At 59.9% G+C, this 19,138-nt stretch carries 16 protein-coding genes; 9 read left to right on the top strand and 7 right to left on the bottom strand.

Annotated features, from left to right (window positions below):
* Positions 1 to 10: 10 nt before the first annotated feature.
* On the bottom strand, positions 11 to 3,514 hold the full coding sequence (dnaE, locus tag NOR97_RS16935; protein WP_257601231.1) for a DNA polymerase III subunit alpha: 3,504 nt from the start codon (positions 3,512 to 3,514) through the stop codon (positions 11 to 13).
* Here dnaE and NOR97_RS16930 point away from each other — a divergent pair.
* The 8 genes from NOR97_RS16930 (at position 3,513) to NOR97_RS16895 (ending at position 13,242) form a co-directional block, all read left to right on the top strand.
* Positions 3,513 to 3,677 (top strand): hypothetical protein, encoded by a 165-nt coding sequence (locus NOR97_RS16930; RefSeq protein ID WP_257601230.1) that lies wholly within the window; start codon positions 3,513 to 3,515, stop codon positions 3,675 to 3,677. The genes dnaE and NOR97_RS16930 overlap by 2 nt on opposite strands.
* A 180-nt stretch (positions 3,678 to 3,857) precedes the next feature.
* A complete protein-coding gene (gene xdhA, locus NOR97_RS16925; RefSeq protein WP_257601229.1) occupies positions 3,858 to 5,219 on the top strand; it encodes a xanthine dehydrogenase small subunit in 1,362 nt (453 codons plus the stop codon).
* A complete protein-coding gene (gene xdhB, locus NOR97_RS16920; protein WP_257601228.1) occupies positions 5,216 to 7,618 on the top strand; it encodes a xanthine dehydrogenase molybdopterin binding subunit in 2,403 nt (800 codons plus the stop codon). Before xdhA ends, xdhB begins: the two co-directional genes overlap by 4 nt.
* Positions 7,618 to 8,553, top strand: coding sequence for a xanthine dehydrogenase accessory protein XdhC (xdhC, locus tag NOR97_RS16915; protein ID WP_257601227.1), 936 nt, complete (start codon positions 7,618 to 7,620; stop codon positions 8,551 to 8,553). Before xdhB ends, xdhC begins: the two co-directional genes overlap by 1 nt.
* Complete coding sequence (locus tag NOR97_RS16910; RefSeq protein WP_170346888.1) at positions 8,550 to 10,067, top strand: ABC transporter ATP-binding protein; 1,518 nt, start codon at positions 8,550 to 8,552, stop codon at positions 10,065 to 10,067. Before xdhC ends, NOR97_RS16910 begins: the two co-directional genes overlap by 4 nt.
* Before the next feature lie 63 nt (positions 10,068 to 10,130).
* A complete protein-coding gene (locus tag NOR97_RS16905; protein WP_170346887.1) occupies positions 10,131 to 11,213 on the top strand; it encodes an ABC transporter permease in 1,083 nt (360 codons plus the stop codon).
* A gap of 3 nt (positions 11,214 to 11,216) precedes the next feature.
* The gene (locus NOR97_RS16900) at positions 11,217 to 12,137 is read left to right on the top strand and encodes an ABC transporter permease (protein WP_257601226.1); all 921 of its coding nucleotides are present in this window, start codon (positions 11,217 to 11,219) and stop codon (positions 12,135 to 12,137) included.
* A 31-nt stretch (positions 12,138 to 12,168) separates the two neighbouring features.
* A complete protein-coding gene (locus NOR97_RS16895; RefSeq protein WP_170346885.1) occupies positions 12,169 to 13,242 on the top strand; it encodes a BMP family ABC transporter substrate-binding protein in 1,074 nt (357 codons plus the stop codon).
* A gap of 117 nt (positions 13,243 to 13,359) precedes the next feature.
* Here the strand turns inward: NOR97_RS16895 and NOR97_RS16890 are convergent, their stop codons facing one another.
* From NOR97_RS16890 to NOR97_RS16880, 3 genes are read right to left on the bottom strand one after another with little or no spacing between them, the layout of a single operon-like run.
* Positions 13,360 to 14,157, bottom strand: a complete 798-nt coding sequence (locus tag NOR97_RS16890) for a metal ABC transporter permease (protein ID WP_257601403.1) — start codon at positions 14,155 to 14,157, stop codon at positions 13,360 to 13,362.
* The gene (locus tag NOR97_RS16885) at positions 14,157 to 14,897 is read right to left on the bottom strand and encodes a metal ABC transporter ATP-binding protein (protein ID WP_170346884.1); all 741 of its coding nucleotides are present in this window, start codon (positions 14,895 to 14,897) and stop codon (positions 14,157 to 14,159) included. Before NOR97_RS16885 ends, NOR97_RS16890 begins: the two co-directional genes overlap by 1 nt.
* A 2-nt stretch (positions 14,898 to 14,899) precedes the next feature.
* On the bottom strand, positions 14,900 to 15,412 hold the full coding sequence (locus NOR97_RS16880; protein WP_170346883.1) for a Fur family transcriptional regulator: 513 nt from the start codon (positions 15,410 to 15,412) through the stop codon (positions 14,900 to 14,902).
* A gap of 57 nt (positions 15,413 to 15,469) precedes the next feature.
* Here NOR97_RS16880 and NOR97_RS16875 point away from each other — a divergent pair, with 57 nt between their 5' ends.
* Positions 15,470 to 16,561, top strand: coding sequence for a zinc ABC transporter substrate-binding protein (locus NOR97_RS16875; protein WP_257601225.1), 1,092 nt, complete (start codon positions 15,470 to 15,472; stop codon positions 16,559 to 16,561).
* Between the two features lie 254 nt (positions 16,562 to 16,815).
* Here NOR97_RS16875 and NOR97_RS16870 read toward each other — a convergent pair whose 3' ends face one another.
* Genes NOR97_RS16870 through paaD form a run of 3 tightly spaced genes read right to left on the bottom strand, consistent with a single transcriptional unit; the run spans position 16,816 to position 19,136 of the window.
* Positions 16,816 to 17,577 (bottom strand): Phenylacetic acid catabolic protein, encoded by a 762-nt coding sequence (locus NOR97_RS16870; protein ID WP_170346881.1) that lies wholly within the window; start codon positions 17,575 to 17,577, stop codon positions 16,816 to 16,818.
* 13 nt (positions 17,578 to 17,590) lie between these two features.
* Complete coding sequence (gene paaE / locus NOR97_RS16865; protein ID WP_257601224.1) at positions 17,591 to 18,664, bottom strand: 1,2-phenylacetyl-CoA epoxidase subunit PaaE; 1,074 nt, start codon at positions 18,662 to 18,664, stop codon at positions 17,591 to 17,593.
* A 13-nt stretch (positions 18,665 to 18,677) separates the two neighbouring features.
* Positions 18,678 to 19,136 (bottom strand): 1,2-phenylacetyl-CoA epoxidase subunit PaaD, encoded by a 459-nt coding sequence (paaD, locus tag NOR97_RS16860; RefSeq protein WP_170346879.1) that lies wholly within the window; start codon positions 19,134 to 19,136, stop codon positions 18,678 to 18,680.
* Positions 19,137 to 19,138: the final 2 nt, after the last annotated feature.

The following is a 19,138-nucleotide window of genomic DNA, read 5'->3' as shown; positions in this document are numbered from 1 at the left end:
TAAAGCGGTGTCAGATCTCTTCGACGGTCATCACACCTTCAAGGGATTTGATCGCGCCCTTGATCTGCGGGTTGATCGGGAATTCGCGCCCCAGATCCATTTCGACATCGCCGGGCAGGCTTGGGTCCAGCAACATGAACTGGATTGGCCCCCGTGCGGCCCCTTTCGCGGCAGAGGCGGCGTCTTCCAGCACCTTGGCGACCGTTGGCACAGCCTGCGCTTCGTCAACGTAAATTCGCAGCCCGGTTGCCCCGGCCTCGGCCACGAGGGAATCCGCAGGGCCAACCGAGCGGCCCAGCAGCTTGAGCTGATCGGCTTCCATCGTCGCCTCGGCAGTCAGGACAACCTGCGCGCCGGTTTCCAGAAACTCGCGGCACTTCTCCAGCGTGTCCGAAAACAGCGTGACCTCATAGGCGCCGGTGGGATCAGACAGCTGAGCGAAGGCAAAGCGGTTGCCCTTGGCCGATTTCCGCTCCTGCCGACCGGCGACAACCCCGGCCATCTTCACTCCCATCATTCCCCTAGCTCGGACAGCATTAATCACTTCGTCCAGCGTCATAACGTCTTTACGTTTAAGCGCGGGCATGTAATCGTCCAGCGGGTGCCCCGACAGGTAGAAACCGATGGCCTTGAATTCCTCGCTGAGGCGCTCGGCCGGCAGCCAGTCCGGCGTCGGCGACAGGCGCGGTTCGGGCAGGTCATCTCCGGCCTCGCCGAACAGAGACACCTGATTGGAGTTTTTCTGTTCATGGATCGCCGCCGAATACTGCACCAGGCGGTCAAGGCTTTCGAACACGCGGCGGCGGTTCTTGTCGAGCTCATCAAAGGCCCCGGCACGCGCCAGCATTTCCAGCGGACGTTTGCCGACCTTTTTAAGATCGACCCGGCGGGCGAAGTCAAAGAGGTTGACGAACGGCTTGTCTCCCCTGCCCTGCACCACCAGATTCATCGCCTCGACGCCGACATTTTTGAGCGCGCCCAGCGCATAGACCAGCTGACCATCCACCACGTCGAAGGTCGCCAGCGAGCGGTTCACGCAGGGCGGCACGTAAGGCAGGCCCAGCCCCTTGCGGACCTCTTCGAAATATACTGCCAGCTTGTCGGTCAGGTGGATGTCGCAGTTCATGACGCCGGCCATGAACTCGACCGGGTGGTTCGCCTTGAGCCAGCCGGTCTGGTAGCTGACCACCGCATAGGCCGCCGCGTGGGATTTGTTGAAGCCGTAATTGGCGAATTTCTCCAGCAGGTCGAACACCTCGGAGGCCTTCTTGGCGTCCACCCCGTTCTTGGCCGCGCCGGCCTCGAATTTCGGGCGTTCGGCGTCCATCGCCTCTTTGATCTTCTTGCCCATGGCGCGGCGCAGCAGGTCGGCGCCGCCAAGGCTGTATCCCGCCATGACCTGCGCGATCTGCATCACCTGCTCCTGGTAGACGATGATGCCCTGCGTTTCTTCGAGGATATGGTCGATCAGCGGGTGGACCGAGGTGATCTCGCGCTGGCCGTTCTTGACCTCGCAATAGGTGGGGATGTTCTCCATCGGGCCGGGACGATACAGCGCCACAAGGGCCACGATGTCCTCGATGCAGGTGGGTTTCATGCGCTTGAGCGCATCCATCATGCCCGAACTTTCAACCTGGAACACCGCCACGGTTTTGGCTGCTGAGTAAAGCTTATAGGTCGCCTCATCATCCAGCGGGATGGCGTTGATCTGGTTTTCAGCCCCCTCGGCGGGTTCATAAAGCTCGGTTCCATCGGCGGCGATGTGCAAGGGACGCCCGGATTTGAAGATCAGGTCCATCGCGTTCTGGATCACGGTCAGGGTCTTCAGACCCAGAAAGTCGAACTTCACCAGCCCGGCCTGTTCCACCCATTTCATGTTGAACTGGGTCGCGGGCATGTCGGAACGCGGGTCCTGATAGATCGGCACCAGCGCATCCAGAGGCCGGTCGCCGATCACCACCCCCGCCGCGTGGGTCGAAGCATTCCGCAGCAACCCCTCGACCTGCTGGCCATAGGTCAGCAGGCGGTCGACCACTTCTTCCTCGCGCGCGGCCTCGCGCAGGCGGGGTTCGTCTTTCAGGGCCTTTTCGATCGAGACCGGCTTGACGCCTTCGACCGGGATCATCTTGGACAGGCGGTCCACCTGCCCATACGGCATTTGCAGCACCCGCCCGATGTCACGCACGGCGGCCTTCGACAGCAAGGCACCGAAGGTGATGATCTGCCCCACCTTGTCGCGCCCGTATTTCTGCTGCACATAGCGGATCACCTCTTCGCGGCGGTCCATGCAGAAGTCGATATCGAAGTCGGGCATCGACACCCGTTCGGGGTTGAGGAAGCGTTCGAACAGCAGGCTGTAGCGCAGCGGATCGAGGTCGGTGATCGTCAGCGCATAGGCCACCAGTGACCCCGCGCCCGAGCCCCGCCCCGGCCCGACGGGAATGTCGTGATCCTTGGCCCATTGGATGAAATCCGCGACGATCAGGAAGTAGCCGGGGAAACCCATGCTTTCGATGATGCCCAGTTCGAAATCCAGACGTTCCTGGTATTCCTCGGGCGTCACCGCATGCGGGATCACGGCCAGACGTTTCTGCAAGCCCTCATTGGCGATGCGCCGCAGCTCGGCCACCTCGTCATCCGCGAATTTCGGCAGGATCGGGTCGCGCCGATAGGCCATGAAAGCGCAGCGTCTGGCGATCTCGACAGTGTTTTCGATGGCCTCGGGCAAGTCCGCGAACAGGGTCGCCATCTCTTGTTGCGACTTGAAATAGTGCTGAGCCGTCAGGCGACGGCGGCCTTCCTGCTGGTCGACATAGGCCCCTTCCGATATGCAGATCAGCGCGTCATGAGCTTCGTACATGTCCGGCGTCGGGAAATAGACGTCATTCGTGGCGACCAGCGGCAGGTTCTTGGCATAGGCCATCTCGACATGGCCACGTTCGGTCAGGCGCTCGGCCTCGGGCTGGCCATCCTCACCCGGATGACGCTGGAGCTCGATGTAAAACCGATCGGGGAACATTGCCGCCAACCGATCGACCAACGCGTCGGCCGCCGGACGCTGACCCTGTTGCAGCAGCATCCCGACCGGGCCGTCGGGTCCACCGGACAGGCAGATCAACCCTTCGGATCGCTCAGCCAATTCTTCCAAAGTGACCTGAGGCAGTTGCCCGCCCTTGTCCACGTAGAGGCAAGTGCTGAGCTTCATCAGGTTTTCGTACCCGGTCTCGGACTGCGCCAGCAGCACCAGAGGCGCGGGTGTCTTCGGCTTCTCGCCGGGCTGGGCCTGCACATAGGTCAGATCGACCTGGCACCCCATGATCGGCTGCACCCCGGCCCCGCTTGCGGTGACCGCGAATTCCAGCGCCGAAAACATCGAATTGGTATCCGTTACGGCAACGGCTGGCATCTCCATCTTCTCGCACAGGCCCGGCAGCTTTTTCAGCCGCACGGCGCCTTCCAGAAGGGAATATTCAGTGTGAACGCGGAGGTGGATGAATCGTGGAGAGCTGCTCATGACGCCCAAGCTACCCCAGCCGGCTGCGCGACAAAAGGCGGAACCGCGCCACGTATGCCGCAAAAATATCGCCATTGATTATTCGGCTTTTTCAGAAGGTGCTTCGGGATTGACTGGGCGCCGCAATCAAAAACCGCTTTATTTACAAGTGGCTGCCCATTAATCAGACAAGACGGCAACAGGCCGTATACGTCTAATGGTGTATAACAGAGGCGGTTTTTCTTGCCAGACAAGCCGCGCTGTTTCTAACATCTCATGGCAAGCAATTCGCCCGCCACTCTTTCTACGTCGCATCGAAGGAGGGCCGCAGGGGCGCAACTGGGTAAGGCGACGGGTTTCTCGAATGAACATCACGTTTCTTCTGAACGGAGAGACAGTGGAGTTGGCTGGTGTTGATCCGACAGCCACCCTGCTGGATTGGCTGCGCGAAGATCGCGGTCTGACCGGCACCAAAGAAGGCTGCAACGAAGGCGATTGCGGGGCTTGCACCGTGATGGTGACGGATGACCAAGGCGCCAAGGCCCTGAACTCGTGCATTCTGTTTCTACCGCAATTGCATGGCAAGGCCGTCCGAACAGTTGAAGGCGCAAGTGGCCCGAATGGCGAAGCACACCCGGTCCAGCAGGCAATGGTCGATCTGCACGGCTCGCAATGCGGCTTCTGCACACCCGGGTTCGTCATGTCGATGGTGGCCGGGCACACGAATGGTGCAACGGACCATGACACTTTGCTTGCAGGCAACCTTTGCCGCTGCACCGGCTATGCGCCGATCATTCGCGCGGCGAAAGCGGCCGAGGAACAGCCCGTTCCGGTTTGGGTCAAAGATAGCCCACCTGCAACGATTGCCGCTTCGCGCATGCTGCCAACCTCATCCGACGAATTGGCCGCCGTGTATGCCGAGAACCCGAATGCGACTCTGGTCGCTGGTGCGACCGATGTGGGCCTTTGGGTCACCAAGCAACTGCGCGAGCTTGACCCGGCGATCTTCCTCAACCGCTGTGATGATTTGAAGAATATCACGCTCGGCAGTGAAGAAGTCCGCTTTGGTGCCATGGTCGACATGAATCGCATGGCAGATGCATTGGTCGATCTGCATCCGTCCTATGCCGAGATGATCCGACGCTATGCCAGCGTTCAGGTTCGCCATGCGGCCACGGTCGGAGGCAACATCGCCAACGGCTCGCCCATCGGGGACAACCCGCCCGCGCTGATCGCATTGAACGCGACACTGCACCTGCGCAAGGGCAACGATCGGCGGTCGATCCCGCTGGAAGAGTTCTTCATCGACTACGGCAAACAGGATCGGGTTCCGGGCGAGTTTGTCGAAGCCGTCAGCTTCCCGCGCCAACCAGATCGCCTGAAGGTTTACAAGCTCAGCAAACGGTTCGATCAGGATATCTCGGCCGTCTGCGGCTGTTTCAACATAACCGTTTCGGAGGGCAGCGTCACACAGGCGCGCATCGCGTTTGGTGGCATGGCCGGTACTCCGAAACGGGCAACCCATGTCGAGGCCGCTTTGATCGGCAAACCGTGGACTCGCGCGACCGTTGACGCCGCGCTGCCTTCCTTTGCCGACGACTTTTCGCCACTCACGGATATGCGCGCCTCGGCCCTGTATCGTCTGGAAACCGCCAAGGCGATGCTGCAACGGTTTTTCCTGGAAGATCAGGGTGAGATCACCAATGTGCTGGAGGTGTCGGCATGAGTGTGACGCAAGCCCTGCCCCACGACGCCGCCCCATTGCACGTTTCGGGCGCGGCGCGGTACGTGGATGACATCCCGACACCCAAGGGCACGCTGCACCTGGCCTTTGGCCTGAGCCCGATCGCCAGGGGCAAGATCACCGCAATGGATCTGTCGGCTGTCAAAGACGCCGAGGGTGTCGTGATGGTCATGACGGCACAGGATCTGCCATTTGCCAACGATGTCTCGCCCTCGATCCACGATGAGCCGCTGCTGTCGGACGGCTCGGTGCACTATATCGGTCAGCCCGTGTTCCTGGTCGTTGCCACCAGCCATCTGGCAGCCCGCAAAGCGGCGCGATTGGGTAAGGTCGACTACGCCGAAGACGTGCCGATCCTGACGATCGAAGAGGCGCTGGCCGCCGACAGCCGGTTTGAAGACGGTCCACGCATCTATGCCAAGGGCGATGCGGATGCGGCCATTGCCAATGCACCGCATGTGATCGAAGGTTCGTTTGAACTGGGCGGGCAGGAGCATTTCTATCTGGAAGGTCAGGCCGCGCTGGCCGTGCCGAATGAAGGTGCGGATATGCTGGTGCACAGCTCGACCCAGCACCCGACCGAGATTCAGCACAAAGTGGCCGACGCTCTGGGCGTTCCTATGCACGCCGTCCGGGTCGAGACCCGCCGCATGGGCGGAGGATTTGGCGGCAAGGAAAGCCAGGGCAATGCGCTGGCCGTGGCCTGCGCGGTGGCCGCGCGGGCAACCGGCAAGGCGTGCAAGATGCGCTATGACCGCGACGATGACATGATCATCACCGGCAAGCGCCACGCTTTCCGCATTTCGTACAAGGCCGGGTTCGATGAGCATGGCCATATACAGGGCGTCTCACTCCACCACTATGCGATCTGCGGCTGGGCGCAGGACCTGTCGTTGCCCGTGGCGGACCGGGCGATGCTGCACTCGGACAACGCCTACCTTTTGCCGAACGCCCGGATCGAAAGCCACCGGTTGAAGACCAACACCCAATCTGCCACGGCCTATCGCGGGTTCGGCGGCCCCCAGGGCATGGTCGGCATCGAACGGGTCATGGACCATGCCGCGCATGAACTGGGTTTGGATCCCGTTGAGCTGCGCCGTCGGAATTACTATGCACCCGCGCACGCCGTGGCCGAGAGCACACCGACAGAAAAACCACTGGGGCATCCCGATCCGCACGAAGACCTGACCAGCCGCGGCGCCGTTGAAATGGGCGACGCACCGGTGCGTCCTCTGCCCGCCGGCGGCAACACTACACCCTATGGGATGGAGGTCAGCGATTTCGAACTGCACGGCATGACCGAGGCGTTGCTGAAATCCAGCGACTATGCCGCGCGCAAGGCGGCCATCGCGCAATGGAACGCCGAGAACAGCGTAATCAAAAAGGGCATCGCCTTTTCTCCAGTCAAATTTGGTATCTCGTTCACGCTGACCCACCTCAATCAGGCGGGTGCGCTGGTACATGTCTATCAGGACGGATCAGTCCACTTGAATCACGGTGGCACCGAGATGGGCCAGGGCCTGTTCCAGAAGGTCGCTCAGGTCGCCGCGTCGCGCTTTGGCATACCGCTGGAGATGGTGAAAATCACCGCAACCGACACGGCGAAAGTACCAAACACGTCTGCGACGGCGGCATCTTCGGGAAGTGACCTGAACGGTATGGCGGTGAAGGCCGCTTGCGACACGATCCGTGATCGGATGGCCGTCTATCTTGCAGAGCGTCATCAGGCCGATCCATCGACGGTCACGTTCACGGATGGACATGTTTCGGTTTCAGAAGAACGCTACACCTTCGCCGAAGCCGCCGCACTGGCCTATCAGGGGCGCGTCAGCCTGTCGGCCACGGGCTTCTACAAAACACCCAAGATCGAATGGGACCGGATCGCCGGGCGCGGTCGCCCCTTCTTCTACTTTGCCTACGGCGCTTCCGTTACCGAGGTGGCGGTGGACACTCTGACCGGTGAAAACCGCATTCTGCGAACGGATATCCTGCATGATGCGGGCGCGTCGCTGAACCCGGCGCTGGACATAGGTCAGGTCGAAGGCGGTTATGTGCAGGGCGCGGGGTGGCTGACGACCGAGGAACTCGTGTGGGACGGCAAAGGAAACCTGCGCACGCACGCGCCCTCGACCTACAAGATCCCGGCCTGCTCGGACCGGCCGGACATCTTCAACGTCACGCTTTGGGATGGCGAAAACCGCGAGGACACGATCTATCGCTCGAAAGCTGTGGGCGAGCCGCCTTTCATGCTTGGTATTTCCGCATGGCTGGCTCTGTCGAACGCAGTTGCCGCCTGCGGAGACAGATACCCGGCCCTGAACGCTCCGGCCACGGCCGAAGAGGTTTGGCGCGGGGTCCAGAGGATGAAGGGAGGCATCTGATGGGATTTGACCTTGAGGCTTTGAGGGAGGCGGTCAAAACCCACGGGAAAGTGGTTCGGGTGGTCATCGCCGGGATCAAAGGGTCGTCCCCGCGCGAGGTGGGTGCTGCAATGCTGGTCTGGAAAGACGGGCAAAGCGGAACCATCGGCGGTGGAACGCTGGAATACCAGGCCGCAGAGGCCGCACGAACGCAAACAGTGGCCACGCGCCTGACGCATCACACGCTGGGACCGGACATGGGGCAATGTTGCGGCGGAGCAGTCTCTTTGTTCAGCGTGGTCTATGATCTCAAGACGGTTGAAACGCTGGATGATACGATCATTGCACGATCAGCTTCGGGGGGCGCCATGCCTCTTTCCGTCAAGCGAATGCTGGCGGCGGCACGCAGTCAGGGCATTGCACCCGAACCGCGCCTGATCGACGGCTGGATGATCGAACCGGTGCATAAACCGGCGCGAAACCTGTGGATCTGGGGCGCAGGTCACGTCGGGCGGGCGCTGGTGGATGTTCTGTCCCCCCTGCCCGATCTTGCGATCACTTGGGTCGATACCGGCCCCGAGCGCTTTCCCGACGTGATTCCCCAAGGCGTGACCGATCTGCCAGCGACGAAACCGGCCGACCTTGTGCGACATGCACCGGCCAATGCCGAGCACCTTGTGCTGACTTATTCACACAATCTGGATCTGGAACTGTGCAACAGGCTGCTTTTGCACGATTTCCGCTTTGCGGGGCTGATTGGCTCGGCTACCAAATGGGCGCGGTTCCGATCGCGATTGGCGGCCCTTGGGCATCCGCCCGACCGGATAAGCCGGATAACCTGCCCGATTGGTGACCCGTCGCTGGGCAAACACCCGCAGATGATCGCCGTGGGCGTCGCAGCGCAACTGCTGCGTCCGGCCCGGCAGAACGAGTTGAAGAAGGACCTGAGCGCGTGACCACTCCATTGCTGAGCCTGCAAGGGTTGACCAAAGCCTATCCCGGTGTCGTGGCCAATGATCAGGTGTCCTTTGACATCGGTGAGGGCGAAGTTCACGCCTTGTTGGGGGAAAACGGGGCCGGGAAATCCACGCTGGTCAAGATGATCTATGGGCTGGTGAAACCTGACAGTGGCACCATGCTGTTGCGCGGTCAGCCTTTTGCGCCGCCTGAACCCCGCGCCGCGCGGGCTGACGGAATTGCGATGGTGTTTCAGCATTTTTCGCTGTTTGACGCCCTGAACGTGGCCGAAAACATCGCCTTGGGGATGGAAAACCCGCCCGCCATGGGTGATCTGGCCTCGCGCATCCGCGAAGTGTCCGAAACCTACGGCCTGCCGTTGGATCCGTTCCGCACTGTGGGCGATCTGTCCGCCGGCGAACGCCAGCGTGTCGAAATTATCCGTTGCCTGCTGCAAGACCCGAAACTGCTGATCATGGACGAACCGACCTCGGTACTGACCCCGCAGGAGGTCGAGATCCTGTTCGAAACGCTGAACAAGTTGCGGTCCGAGGGCACGTCGATCCTGTATATCTCGCACAAGCTGGAAGAGATTCGGACCCTGTGTGACCACGCCACGATCCTGCGGCTTGGGAAAAATGTCGGCGAGTGCGTCCCCTCTGAGACCTCGGCCCGCGACATGGCCGAACTGATGGTGGGAACGGCCCTGCAAACCCCGGAACGTTCCGGGCGTGATTTTGGCGCAGTGGCGCTGGATGTCAGCGGGCTGTCGGTGCCTTCTCCGTCAGAATTCGGTACCGCATTGCGCAACGTGCATTTGACCGTCCGCAAGGGCGAGGTTCTGGGCATTGGTGGTGTTGCGGGCAACGGGCAGGATGAATTGCTGGGCGTTTTATCTGGTGAAATCCTGACGACGGCCGATGCGATCAAATTCAACGGTCAGGCGATCGGCAAGCTGGGTCCGACCGCGCGACGCAAACTTGGCGTGTTGACCGCGCCCGAAGAACGGCTGGGCCATGCCGCTGCCCCGAACATGAGCCTGACCGAAAACGCCCTGTTGACCGGTTCGGTTCGAGAGGGTCTGGAAAGCAACGGCTTTCTGAAATGGACCGAGACCAGGAGCTTTGCGGAGAAGATCATCGAGGTTTTTGACGTCCGGACACCCGGCCCGGACAACGCGGCACGGTCTTTGTCCGGGGGGAACCTACAGAAATTCGTGATCGGACGCGAAGTGCTGCAAAACCCGGATGTGCTGGTGGTGAACCAGCCAACCTGGGGCGTGGATGCCGCAGCGGCCGCGTCGATCCGGCAGGCAATCCTCGACCTGGCGGCAAAGGGAACGGCGGTTGTCTGCATCTCTCAGGATCTGGATGAGTTGATGGAAATCTCGGACAGCTTTGCTGCGCTGAACGAGGGCCGCCTGAGCGCGCCACGTCCGACGACCGGACTGACAGTGGACGAGATCGGTCTGATGATGGGCGGTGCCCACGGAATGGAGGTGGCGCATGTGTGATCTGTTGGGCCGCCTTCGGCGAGAGTATTTGAAAAAAGATGAAGAAGTCAGGGGAACGAGCTGATGATTGTGCTGGAGAAACGTCCTCAGCCTTCCAGGGTCTGGTCTTATGCGACGCCGTTGGTTGCAGTTTTGGCGACGATGTTTTTTGGTGGTTTGTTGTTCGCCATACTGGGCAAGAATCCGGTCGAGGCCATCGGCACCATCTTCTGGGAACCTCTTTTTGGTGAATTCGCCTTTTATTACCGCCCGCAGCTGCTGGTGAAAGGCGCGCCGCTGGTGCTGATCGCCATCGGCCTTTCGTTGGGGTTTCGGGCAGGCATCTGGAACATCGGGGCCGAAGGCCAGTATATCATGGGCGCCATCTTCGGTGCGGGTGCCGGGCTGGCATTCTACCCGCTTGAGGCATGGTACATATTCCCGATCATGGTCATCGCAGGTGCCTTCGGTGGCTGGCTGTGGGCAATGATCCCGGCTGTTCTGAAAGTACGCTTCGGCACCAACGAAATCCTCGTGTCGCTGATGCTGGTTTACGTGGCCGAGCAGATGCTGGCCTCGGTTTCGCTGGGGTTGCTGAAAAACCCCGAGGGGTTCGGCTTTCCGGGATCGCGCAACCTGCAATCTTATGAAAGTGCTCACAATGCTGAATTGATCATCGGTTCCGGGATGCACTGGGGTGTGGTCGCGGCTTTCATCGCGGTGATTTTTGCCTATGTGCTGCTCAATCGTCACATGTTGGGCTTCCACATTCGTTTGACGGGTGAAGCACCCCGTGCGGCCAAGTTTGCGGGTGTAAACCCCGCCCGCCTGATCCTGTTCTGTCTTGGGATGTCCGGCGCTCTGGCCGGTCTGGCCGGGATGTTCGAAGTATCCGGGCCTTCGGGTCAGGTCAGCATTGATTTCAACGTCGGCTATGGTTTCACAGCAATCATCGTGGCCTTTCTGGGCCGCCTGCACCCGGTAGGCATACTTCTTGCCGGGTTTCTGATGGCGCTCACCTATATCGGCGGTGAAATCGCGCAGTCTCAGCTGGGCCTGCCAGCCGCTGCCATTCAGGTGTTCCAGGGCATGCTTCTGTTCTTCCTGCTGGCCTTAGACCTGTTGACCAACTACCGCATCCGTGCGGCCCGAAAAGAGGTAGCGTGACTCATGGATCTTGGCCAAATCAACCCCGTACTTCTGGTCGCCTCACTGATGGTGGCCGCAACGCCCCTGCTGCTTGCAGCAATCGGAGAGCTGGTCGTCGAAAAGTCAGGTGTTCTGAACCTGGGCGTCGAAGGCATGATGATCGTGGGTGCGATCAGCGGCTTTGCCATCTCGGTCGAGACCGGCTCGCCCTGGCTGGGCTTTGTCGCTGCCGCCATCGGCGGCGCTGTTCTTTCGCTGCTGTTCGTCTTGCTGACGCAGTTTGCATTGGCCAATCAGGTGGCCAGCGGTCTGGCTCTGACCCTGTTCGGCCTTGGGTTCAGTGCACTGATCGGGCAGAGCTATGTGGGGATCAAACCCCCCAGTATGGGCGACATCCATATTCCGCTGATCAGCGATATCCCGGTTGTCGGCCCGATCCTGTTCCAACATGACCCGATCCTGTACCTGGGCATCGCGATCACGGCGGCCGTCTGGGCGGTGCTGAAATACACGCGTGTTGGTCTGATCCTGCGGGCCGTCGGTGAAAACCACGATGCCGCGCATGCGCTTGGCTACAAGGTGATCAAGATCCGCATTCTGGCCATCATGTTCGGCGGCGCCTGCGCCGGTCTGGGCGGGGCCTATATCAGCCTGATCCGCGTGCCGCAGTGGACCGAGGGCATGACCGCCGGTGTCGGCTGGATCGCATTGGCCCTTGTTGTCTTTGCAAGCTGGAAACCGTGGCGGGTCCTGCTGGGTGCCTATTTGTTCGGCGGCATTACCGTGTTGCAGCTTAATTTGCAGGCCGCAGGCGTTGCCATTCCCGTCGAGTATCTGGCAATGTCGCCTTATATCATCACGATCCTTGTGCTTGTGATCCTTTCGGCCGACAAGAGCAGCGCGCCTGCTTCGCTGGGCCGGATATTCCATGCCTCACACTAGGGGCCAACAGTACCAATTTGGGGAGTAACACATGAAATTCACCGCACTTCTGACGAGCGCCGCCATGGCGCTGGGTCTGGCCTCGGGGGCCATGGCCGAAGACAAGACCAAAGTCGGTTTCGTCTATGTCGGCCCGGTCGGCGATGGCGGCTGGACCTATGAACATGACAAGGGCCGGCAGGCCGTTGAAAAAGAGTTCGGCGACAAGGTTGAAACCGTATTCGTTGAATCGGTTCCCGAAGGCCCGGACGCCGAGCGTGTGATGACGCAGATGGCGCTGGAAGGCGCGGATCTGATCTTTACCACTTCGTTCGGTTACATGGACCCGACCATCAACGTGGCCAAGAAATTCCCGAACGTTAAATTCGAGCATGCAACCGGCTATAAAACCGCCGACAACGTCTCGGTCTACTCGGCCCGCTTCTACGAAGGCCGCGCGGTTCAGGGCCACATTGCCGGTAAAATGACCAAGTCGAACATCATCGGCTATATCGGGTCCTACCCGATCCCCGAGGTGATCCGCGGCATCAACTCGGCCTATATCCACGCCAAGAAGGTGAACCCGGATGTCGAGTTCAAGATCGTCTGGGCCTACACGTGGTTCGACCCGGCGAAAGAAGCTGACGCCGCCACCGTTTTGATCGAACAGGGCGCGGACGTAATCCTGCAACACACCGACTCGACAGCACCGCAAGCAGCGGCGCAAGAGGCCGGCAACGTGATCACCTTCGGTCAGGCATCGGACATGAGCGAATACGCACCGCTCCCGCGTGTGTCATCGATCATCGACAACTGGGCCCCCTATTACATCGCGCGGACTAAAGCGGTAATGGACGGGACATGGACATCCTCCAACACCTGGGACGGTATCGGAGCAGGAATGGTTGAAATCGGCGAGATTTCGGACGCGGTTCCCGCAGATGTCAAAGAAGAGGCGCTGGCCCTGAAGGCGGCGCTTGCAGATGGCAGCTATCACGCGTTCACCGGTCCGCTGAAGAAGCAGGACGGAAGCGACTGGCTGGCTGAAGGCGAAACCGCTGACGATGGCACGCTGGCTGGCATGAACTTCTATGTTGAAGGGCTGGAAGGCGAGATTCCGCAGTAAGCTCTTTCATCAAGGAATGAATTAGGCCCGCACCTGGTCTGCGGGCCTTTTTTATGCGCACCGGCATCGGGCAACATCTGGTTAGCGTGAATGACGTTCGCATACCGCCCGGGTCGATCAAGCCCTGCCCTGCGTTCGCCACCCCACCAGGCTGAGACAGGCAAACAAAACAGCGGCCACGCAGACTATCGAAGGCCCCGCCGGAGTATCGAACACATAAGCCGCTCTGAGCCCCGCAATCGCGGAAAACGCGCCTATTGCGGCCGCTATCAATGCCATTGATTCGGGCGATCGGGCCAGATTTCGTGCCGCCGCCGCGGGAATGATCAGCATCGCCGCAATCAGCAATACCCCCACGACCTTGATCGCAACAGCCACGGTTACCGCCAGAGACAGGGTCAGGATCAACTGTTCCCGTCTCGGGTCGAAACCACTGGCATAGGCCAGTTCCTCATTCAATGTGGCCGTCAAAAGCTGAGCCCATCGCCAGGCGATCAGCGCCACGACAAGCGCGGCGCCGCCCCAGATCGCCAGCAGATCCGATCGGGAAACCGCAAGAATATCCCCGAACAGATACGCCATCAAATCTATGCGGACGCCGGACAAAAACGAGACAGCAACCAGACCGAAGGCCAAAGCGGAATGCGCCAGGACCCCCAGCAGCGTGTCCATCGCATAGCCACGACCGGCCAACAAGGTGACCGTCAGCGCCATAATCAGTGCAACGGCCAGCGCTCCGGTGAAGATCGACATCTGAAATGTCAGCGACAGGGCCACGCCCAGAATTGCGGCATGTGCGGTTGCGTCACCGAAATACGCCATGCGGCGCCACACCACGAAGCACCCAAGAGGAGCAGCCGCAAACGCAACACCAATACCTGCAAGCGTTGCCCGCATCATGAAATCGTCAAGCATCATTCCGCCGCTTCCTGAGGGTTTGCATCATGGTCGTGATTGTGATCATGCTCGTGCCGGTACAGGGCAAGCGCACCGCCTGTTCCCGTTCCGAACAAGGCCCGGTATTCGGGTGCCGAAGCGACCACCGCCGGCGATCCTTCACAGCAGACATGCCCGTTGAGACAAATCACCCTGTCCGAGGCGCTCATGACCACGTGCAATTCGTGACTGATCATCAGGATTGCACATCCGGTTTCGCGGCGTACGGCCTCGATTTGCTGGTAGAAACTCGCCGAACCGCGCTGGTCCAGCCCTTGGGTCGCCTCATCCAGCAGCAGAAGGTCAGGTTTGTTGATCAGCGCCCGCGCCAGCAACACACGCTGAAACTGACCGCCCGACAGTTGCGACATCTGACGTTTCAACAGATCCGGGACGCCCGCCGTTTCCAGCGCCTCGACGCATTGGCGACGTGAAACGCGATCCGTCAGGCGCATGAACCTCTCGACCGAGATTGGCAAGGTGGGATCCACATGCAGTTTCTGCGGCACGTATCCGATCTTCAATCCGGGTTTCAGTGATACATGCCCGGCACATGGCCTGGTCGCGCCAATGATGGCGCGCAACAGGCTGGTTTTACCCGATCCGTTTGGCCCGACAATGGTGACGATCTCACCAGGTTCGACTGCCATATCCACATGGCTCAGAACAGTATTGGCGCCGTAGCGCACACTGAGATTCTCGACACAGACGAGCGTCATTTTCAGGCCTTTTCGGTGCAGTCGGGGCAAAGTCCCTCGGCTTCTACAACCGTTCGCTCGATCTCGAAACCCGCAGCGCGCGCAGCAGCACCAAGAACACCTTTAGCCGGCGCGGACTGCGCCTCGGCAACCGCATCGCACTTCCTGCAAATCATGAATGCCGGAGAATGCGACGCGCCGGGATGAGAACAGGCGACGAACGCATTCAGGCGCTCGATCTTGTGAACGAACCCGTTTTGAACAAGGAAATCAAGCGCCCGATAGGCGACCGGTGGTTGAGATCCGAACCCTTCCTCTCGCAATCGGTCAAGGATGGCATAGGCACCAAGGGCCCGATGCTCTTGCAGCAGCATTTCCAAGACCTTGCGGCGAACCGGCGTCAGGCGCAGCCCCTCGCCCTTGCACCGTGCCTCGGCGGATAACAACGCCGTTTTGACGCAAGTCTGGTGGTCATGTTCCTGAAACCCGACCGGGGCCGCCTCATCGACAGAGACAGGATTCGTATCACTTGTCATGTTATTTCATATCATGTATTGCCACTCGTAACGTTATAAAATCACACAGAGGGTCTGATGTCCAGAAAGCTTCTTCCAGTTTCGATCACGGTTGCATTGATGGGAGGAACCGCCATCGCGGACGTTCCGAACGTTGCGGTCGATATCGCGCCGATCCACTCGCTTGTTTCCCGGGTTATGGACGGCGTCGGAACACCGGCCCTGATCGTCGCACCAGGTGCCTCGCCTCATGAATACAACCTGCGCCCGTCCGAGGCGGCCGCATTGCAGGATGCCGATCTGGTGTTCTGGGTGGGAGAAGACCTGACACCTTGGATGGAAAGTGCCATCGAAACCCTTGCCGACAGTGCCACGGTCACGTCCCTACTTGACGCCGATGGTACGGTTCTTCTGGAGTTCCGCGAAAGCGCCGTTTTCGAGGCACATGATCATGCCGGCGAAGAGGAACATGATCATGAAGATGAGCACGTCGAAGAAGACGGGCACGATCATGATGATCATGAACATGGTCACGACGATCATGCAAAGGATGATGACCACGAGCATGATCACGACGACCACGCCAAGGATGATGACCACGATCACGAAGAACATGCCGATCAAGAAAAGCATGATGAGCATCACGATCACGCGCATGGCGAGCACGATCCACATGCATGGCTTTCACCCGCAAATGCAGAAACCTGGCTGAACCTGATCGCCGCACAGCTGTCGTCTGCCGATCCGGACAATGCAGGTGCATATTTTGCCAATGCCGCAGCCGCGCGCGCGGAATTGGCCGCGCTGTCTGCACAAGTGGCCGAGACGCTTGGACCGGTTCGCGGAGGAAGCTTCGTCGTGTTCCACGACGCCTACCAGTACTTCGAAGACGCATTTGACTTTCCAGCCGCAGGTGCGATTTCCATCGCCGACGCCTCGGACCCGAGCCCGGCTCGTATCGCCGAGATTCAAAGCCGTATCCGCGAAGAAGGTATCAGCTGCGTTCTGGCCGAGCCACAGTTCAACCCCGGCATCGTCAAAACCGTGCTGGACGGGACCGAGGCCAAAACGGGCGTCATCGATCCGCTGGGCTCTGATCTGGAACCCGGAGCGGATCTCTACCCGCAAGTCATTCTCAACATGGCAAAAACTCTGGCCGAGTGTCTCTAACCCCGTTGCAAACCCGGCTCGGGTTGAGAAACCGGCCGGGTTCAACCTTTCAGGAGACAGGGCGGATCAGCTCGCAGACCGAAATAACCAGCAGCTGCATCATGTCCGACGGCAATGTCAGGGAAACCTGACACTGCCGCTTCTCTGACCCAACGTGTTGCAACCAAACGATCCTTCAGGAACACATCTCAATCGCCAACGCGCTTGTCAGATCGCCTCGGAAACGGATTGGTCTCACTCCTTGAGACGTGCTTTTAGGAAGGTGATTTCAATCCCAGCTTTTTCAGGGCTGCATCCGCTGCCCGCGTCCACCTTTCCCGAAGGGCAGCGTTGGTGCTGTGGCGCAAGCCAAGTGATCTCAGATGCTCAAATCGTTTCGGGTCATCCCTCCCGAAAGACACAGCTACGCGGGGCCACCAATAGTCCACAGCGTCTTGCATATCTTGCGACTCTCCGTTTTCAACCAGCTTCACAGCACCTTCCAACGCCAGTTCGCCGTGATGCGCCTCGATCGGCGCGATCTGCCGGAAAGCCTCGGCGAGTGGTTGATAAGAGACGGTCGAGAACTCCGCCAGTTGCTCTGCCACGGCACGGCTCATCAGCAGGTTCATGACGACGGCGTCAGTCCAACCGGCAATCGGATAATTGAACACCGCAAGCCGCATGTCATGTTCGCTGCGGGTCGCGCCGATATCCGCTTTTCGATCCAACCGGGCAGTCCAGGGGTGATGCGTGGCATAACGATCCGTGTCGGCGCCGAACTCACCCATGATTTTCAGAACCCGGTCCGCGTGGTCCGTCTTTTCCAGCACGATCTTCGCCGCCGCGATACGTTCCTTTATGCCAGGGCCCTGGTTGATGACATCAGCAAAGCCTGCGGCACCTGCGAGTTCGCTGTCCACAAACGTAGCCATCAGTTTCATCAGCTCGGCGCGGTAACGCGGCGGTACGTTGGTCGGATTGGTCAGCACTCCGCCTGCGGCCAGGTAGCTGTCGAGTGTCATGGCGTCGGTCATTGATCCTCTCCCTTTACTGGTCGTAGTCCACGACCACGCGGTCGGTCACCGGGTAAGCCTGACAACTCAGCACGTAACCTTTTTCGACCTCGTAATCTTCCAGCGCGTGATTGGCGAGCATCTCGACCTCGCCCTCAAGAACACGGCAGCGGCAGGTCGAACAAACCCCGGCTTTGCAGGCGTAAGGCGCATCCATGGCATTTTCCAAGGCTGCATCCAGAATGGACTGATCTTTCGGCAAGGTCACGGTCTGCGTCGCGCCATCCAATGTGATCAAAGCGCTGGTCTGGTTTGCCTGCGTGCCTGCGTCGGCCGCACTTGTCTCGCGCTTGGCCCGACCCGGCTGGGCGCTGGCAAAGAGTTCGAACTTGATCTGGCTGTCCTCAAGACCGTGTTCCCGCAGAGCGGCGGCAATACCCAGCATCATCGGCTCTGGTCCGCAGATGAATGCGGTGTCGGCAGTCTTGACATCGATCCAGTGCTTGAACAGCTCGCGGCATTTTTCCTGCGTTACCAGACCGGTGAACAGGTCAATCTCCTGCGCGTCCGTTTCCAGAATGTGGATGACGTTCAGCCGGCCCATATAGAGGTTCTTCAGATCCTCCAGTTCTTCACGGAACATGATCGTGTTGATGCCCTTGTTGGCATAGATCAGCGTAAAACGGGATTTGGGTTCGCGGGCCAAAGTGGTTTTGAGGATCGACAGAACAGGCGTGATCCCCGATCCGCCGGCAAAGCCAAGGTAGTGTTTTTCCGCATCCGCATCGATGGGTACGTGAAAATTGCCCATTGGTGGCATCGCCTGCACGACGTCACCTATGTTGAGCTCTTCATTTGCCCAGCTTGAGAACGCGCCACCCTCGACGCGTTTTATGCCGACCTGAAGAACACCGTCATCCTTGCCGGCACAGATGGAGTAGGAGCGGCGCAGTTCTTCGCCGTCGAATTCGCGCCGGAACGTCAGGTACTGGCCGGCGGCGAAGTCGAACTGATCCGCTGCGCCGTTAACGGGTTCAAGCGTAACAACAACCGCATCGCGGATGGTTTTGTGGATGTCGGTGACTTTCAGGTCGTGAAAACGTGCCATCCGGTGCTCCTCCTCAGATGCACTTGAAATAGTCAAAGGGTTCCAGACAGTCCGTGCAGCGCCAATGGGCCTTGCACGGGGTCGAGCCGAACTGGCTGACCTTTTCGACTGCTTTGCTGCCGCAATGCGGGCAGCGATCCGGGCCGCCCGCGGGTTGCGGCGGCGCAATTCCATAGTCTTCCAGCTTGGCGCGGCCTTTTTCGCTGAGCCAATCGGTGGTCCAGGCGGGTGAAATGCTGGTTTCTATGCGCAGATCCCCGATGCCGTGATCGCGCAGCGCGGTTTCGATATCCAGACTGATGATGGATGTCGCCGGGCAACCGGAATACGTTGGCGTGACGGTTACGACCAGCGTGTCAGCATCCCAGCGCACATCGCGCACTATGCCCAAATCCACGACGGAAATCACCGGGATTTCGGGATCGGGCACGGCATCCAGCCAGCTCCATATCTGGTCAGTCGAGACCCGCATCC

The organism is Ruegeria sp. YS9, assembly GCF_024628725.1.
In the GTDB taxonomy this organism is placed as follows: Bacteria; Pseudomonadota; Alphaproteobacteria; order Rhodobacterales; family Rhodobacteraceae; genus Ruegeria; species Ruegeria atlantica_C.
Note: the sequence above shows the minus strand (reverse complement) of the source record. Positions and strands in the feature narration are given on the sequence as shown.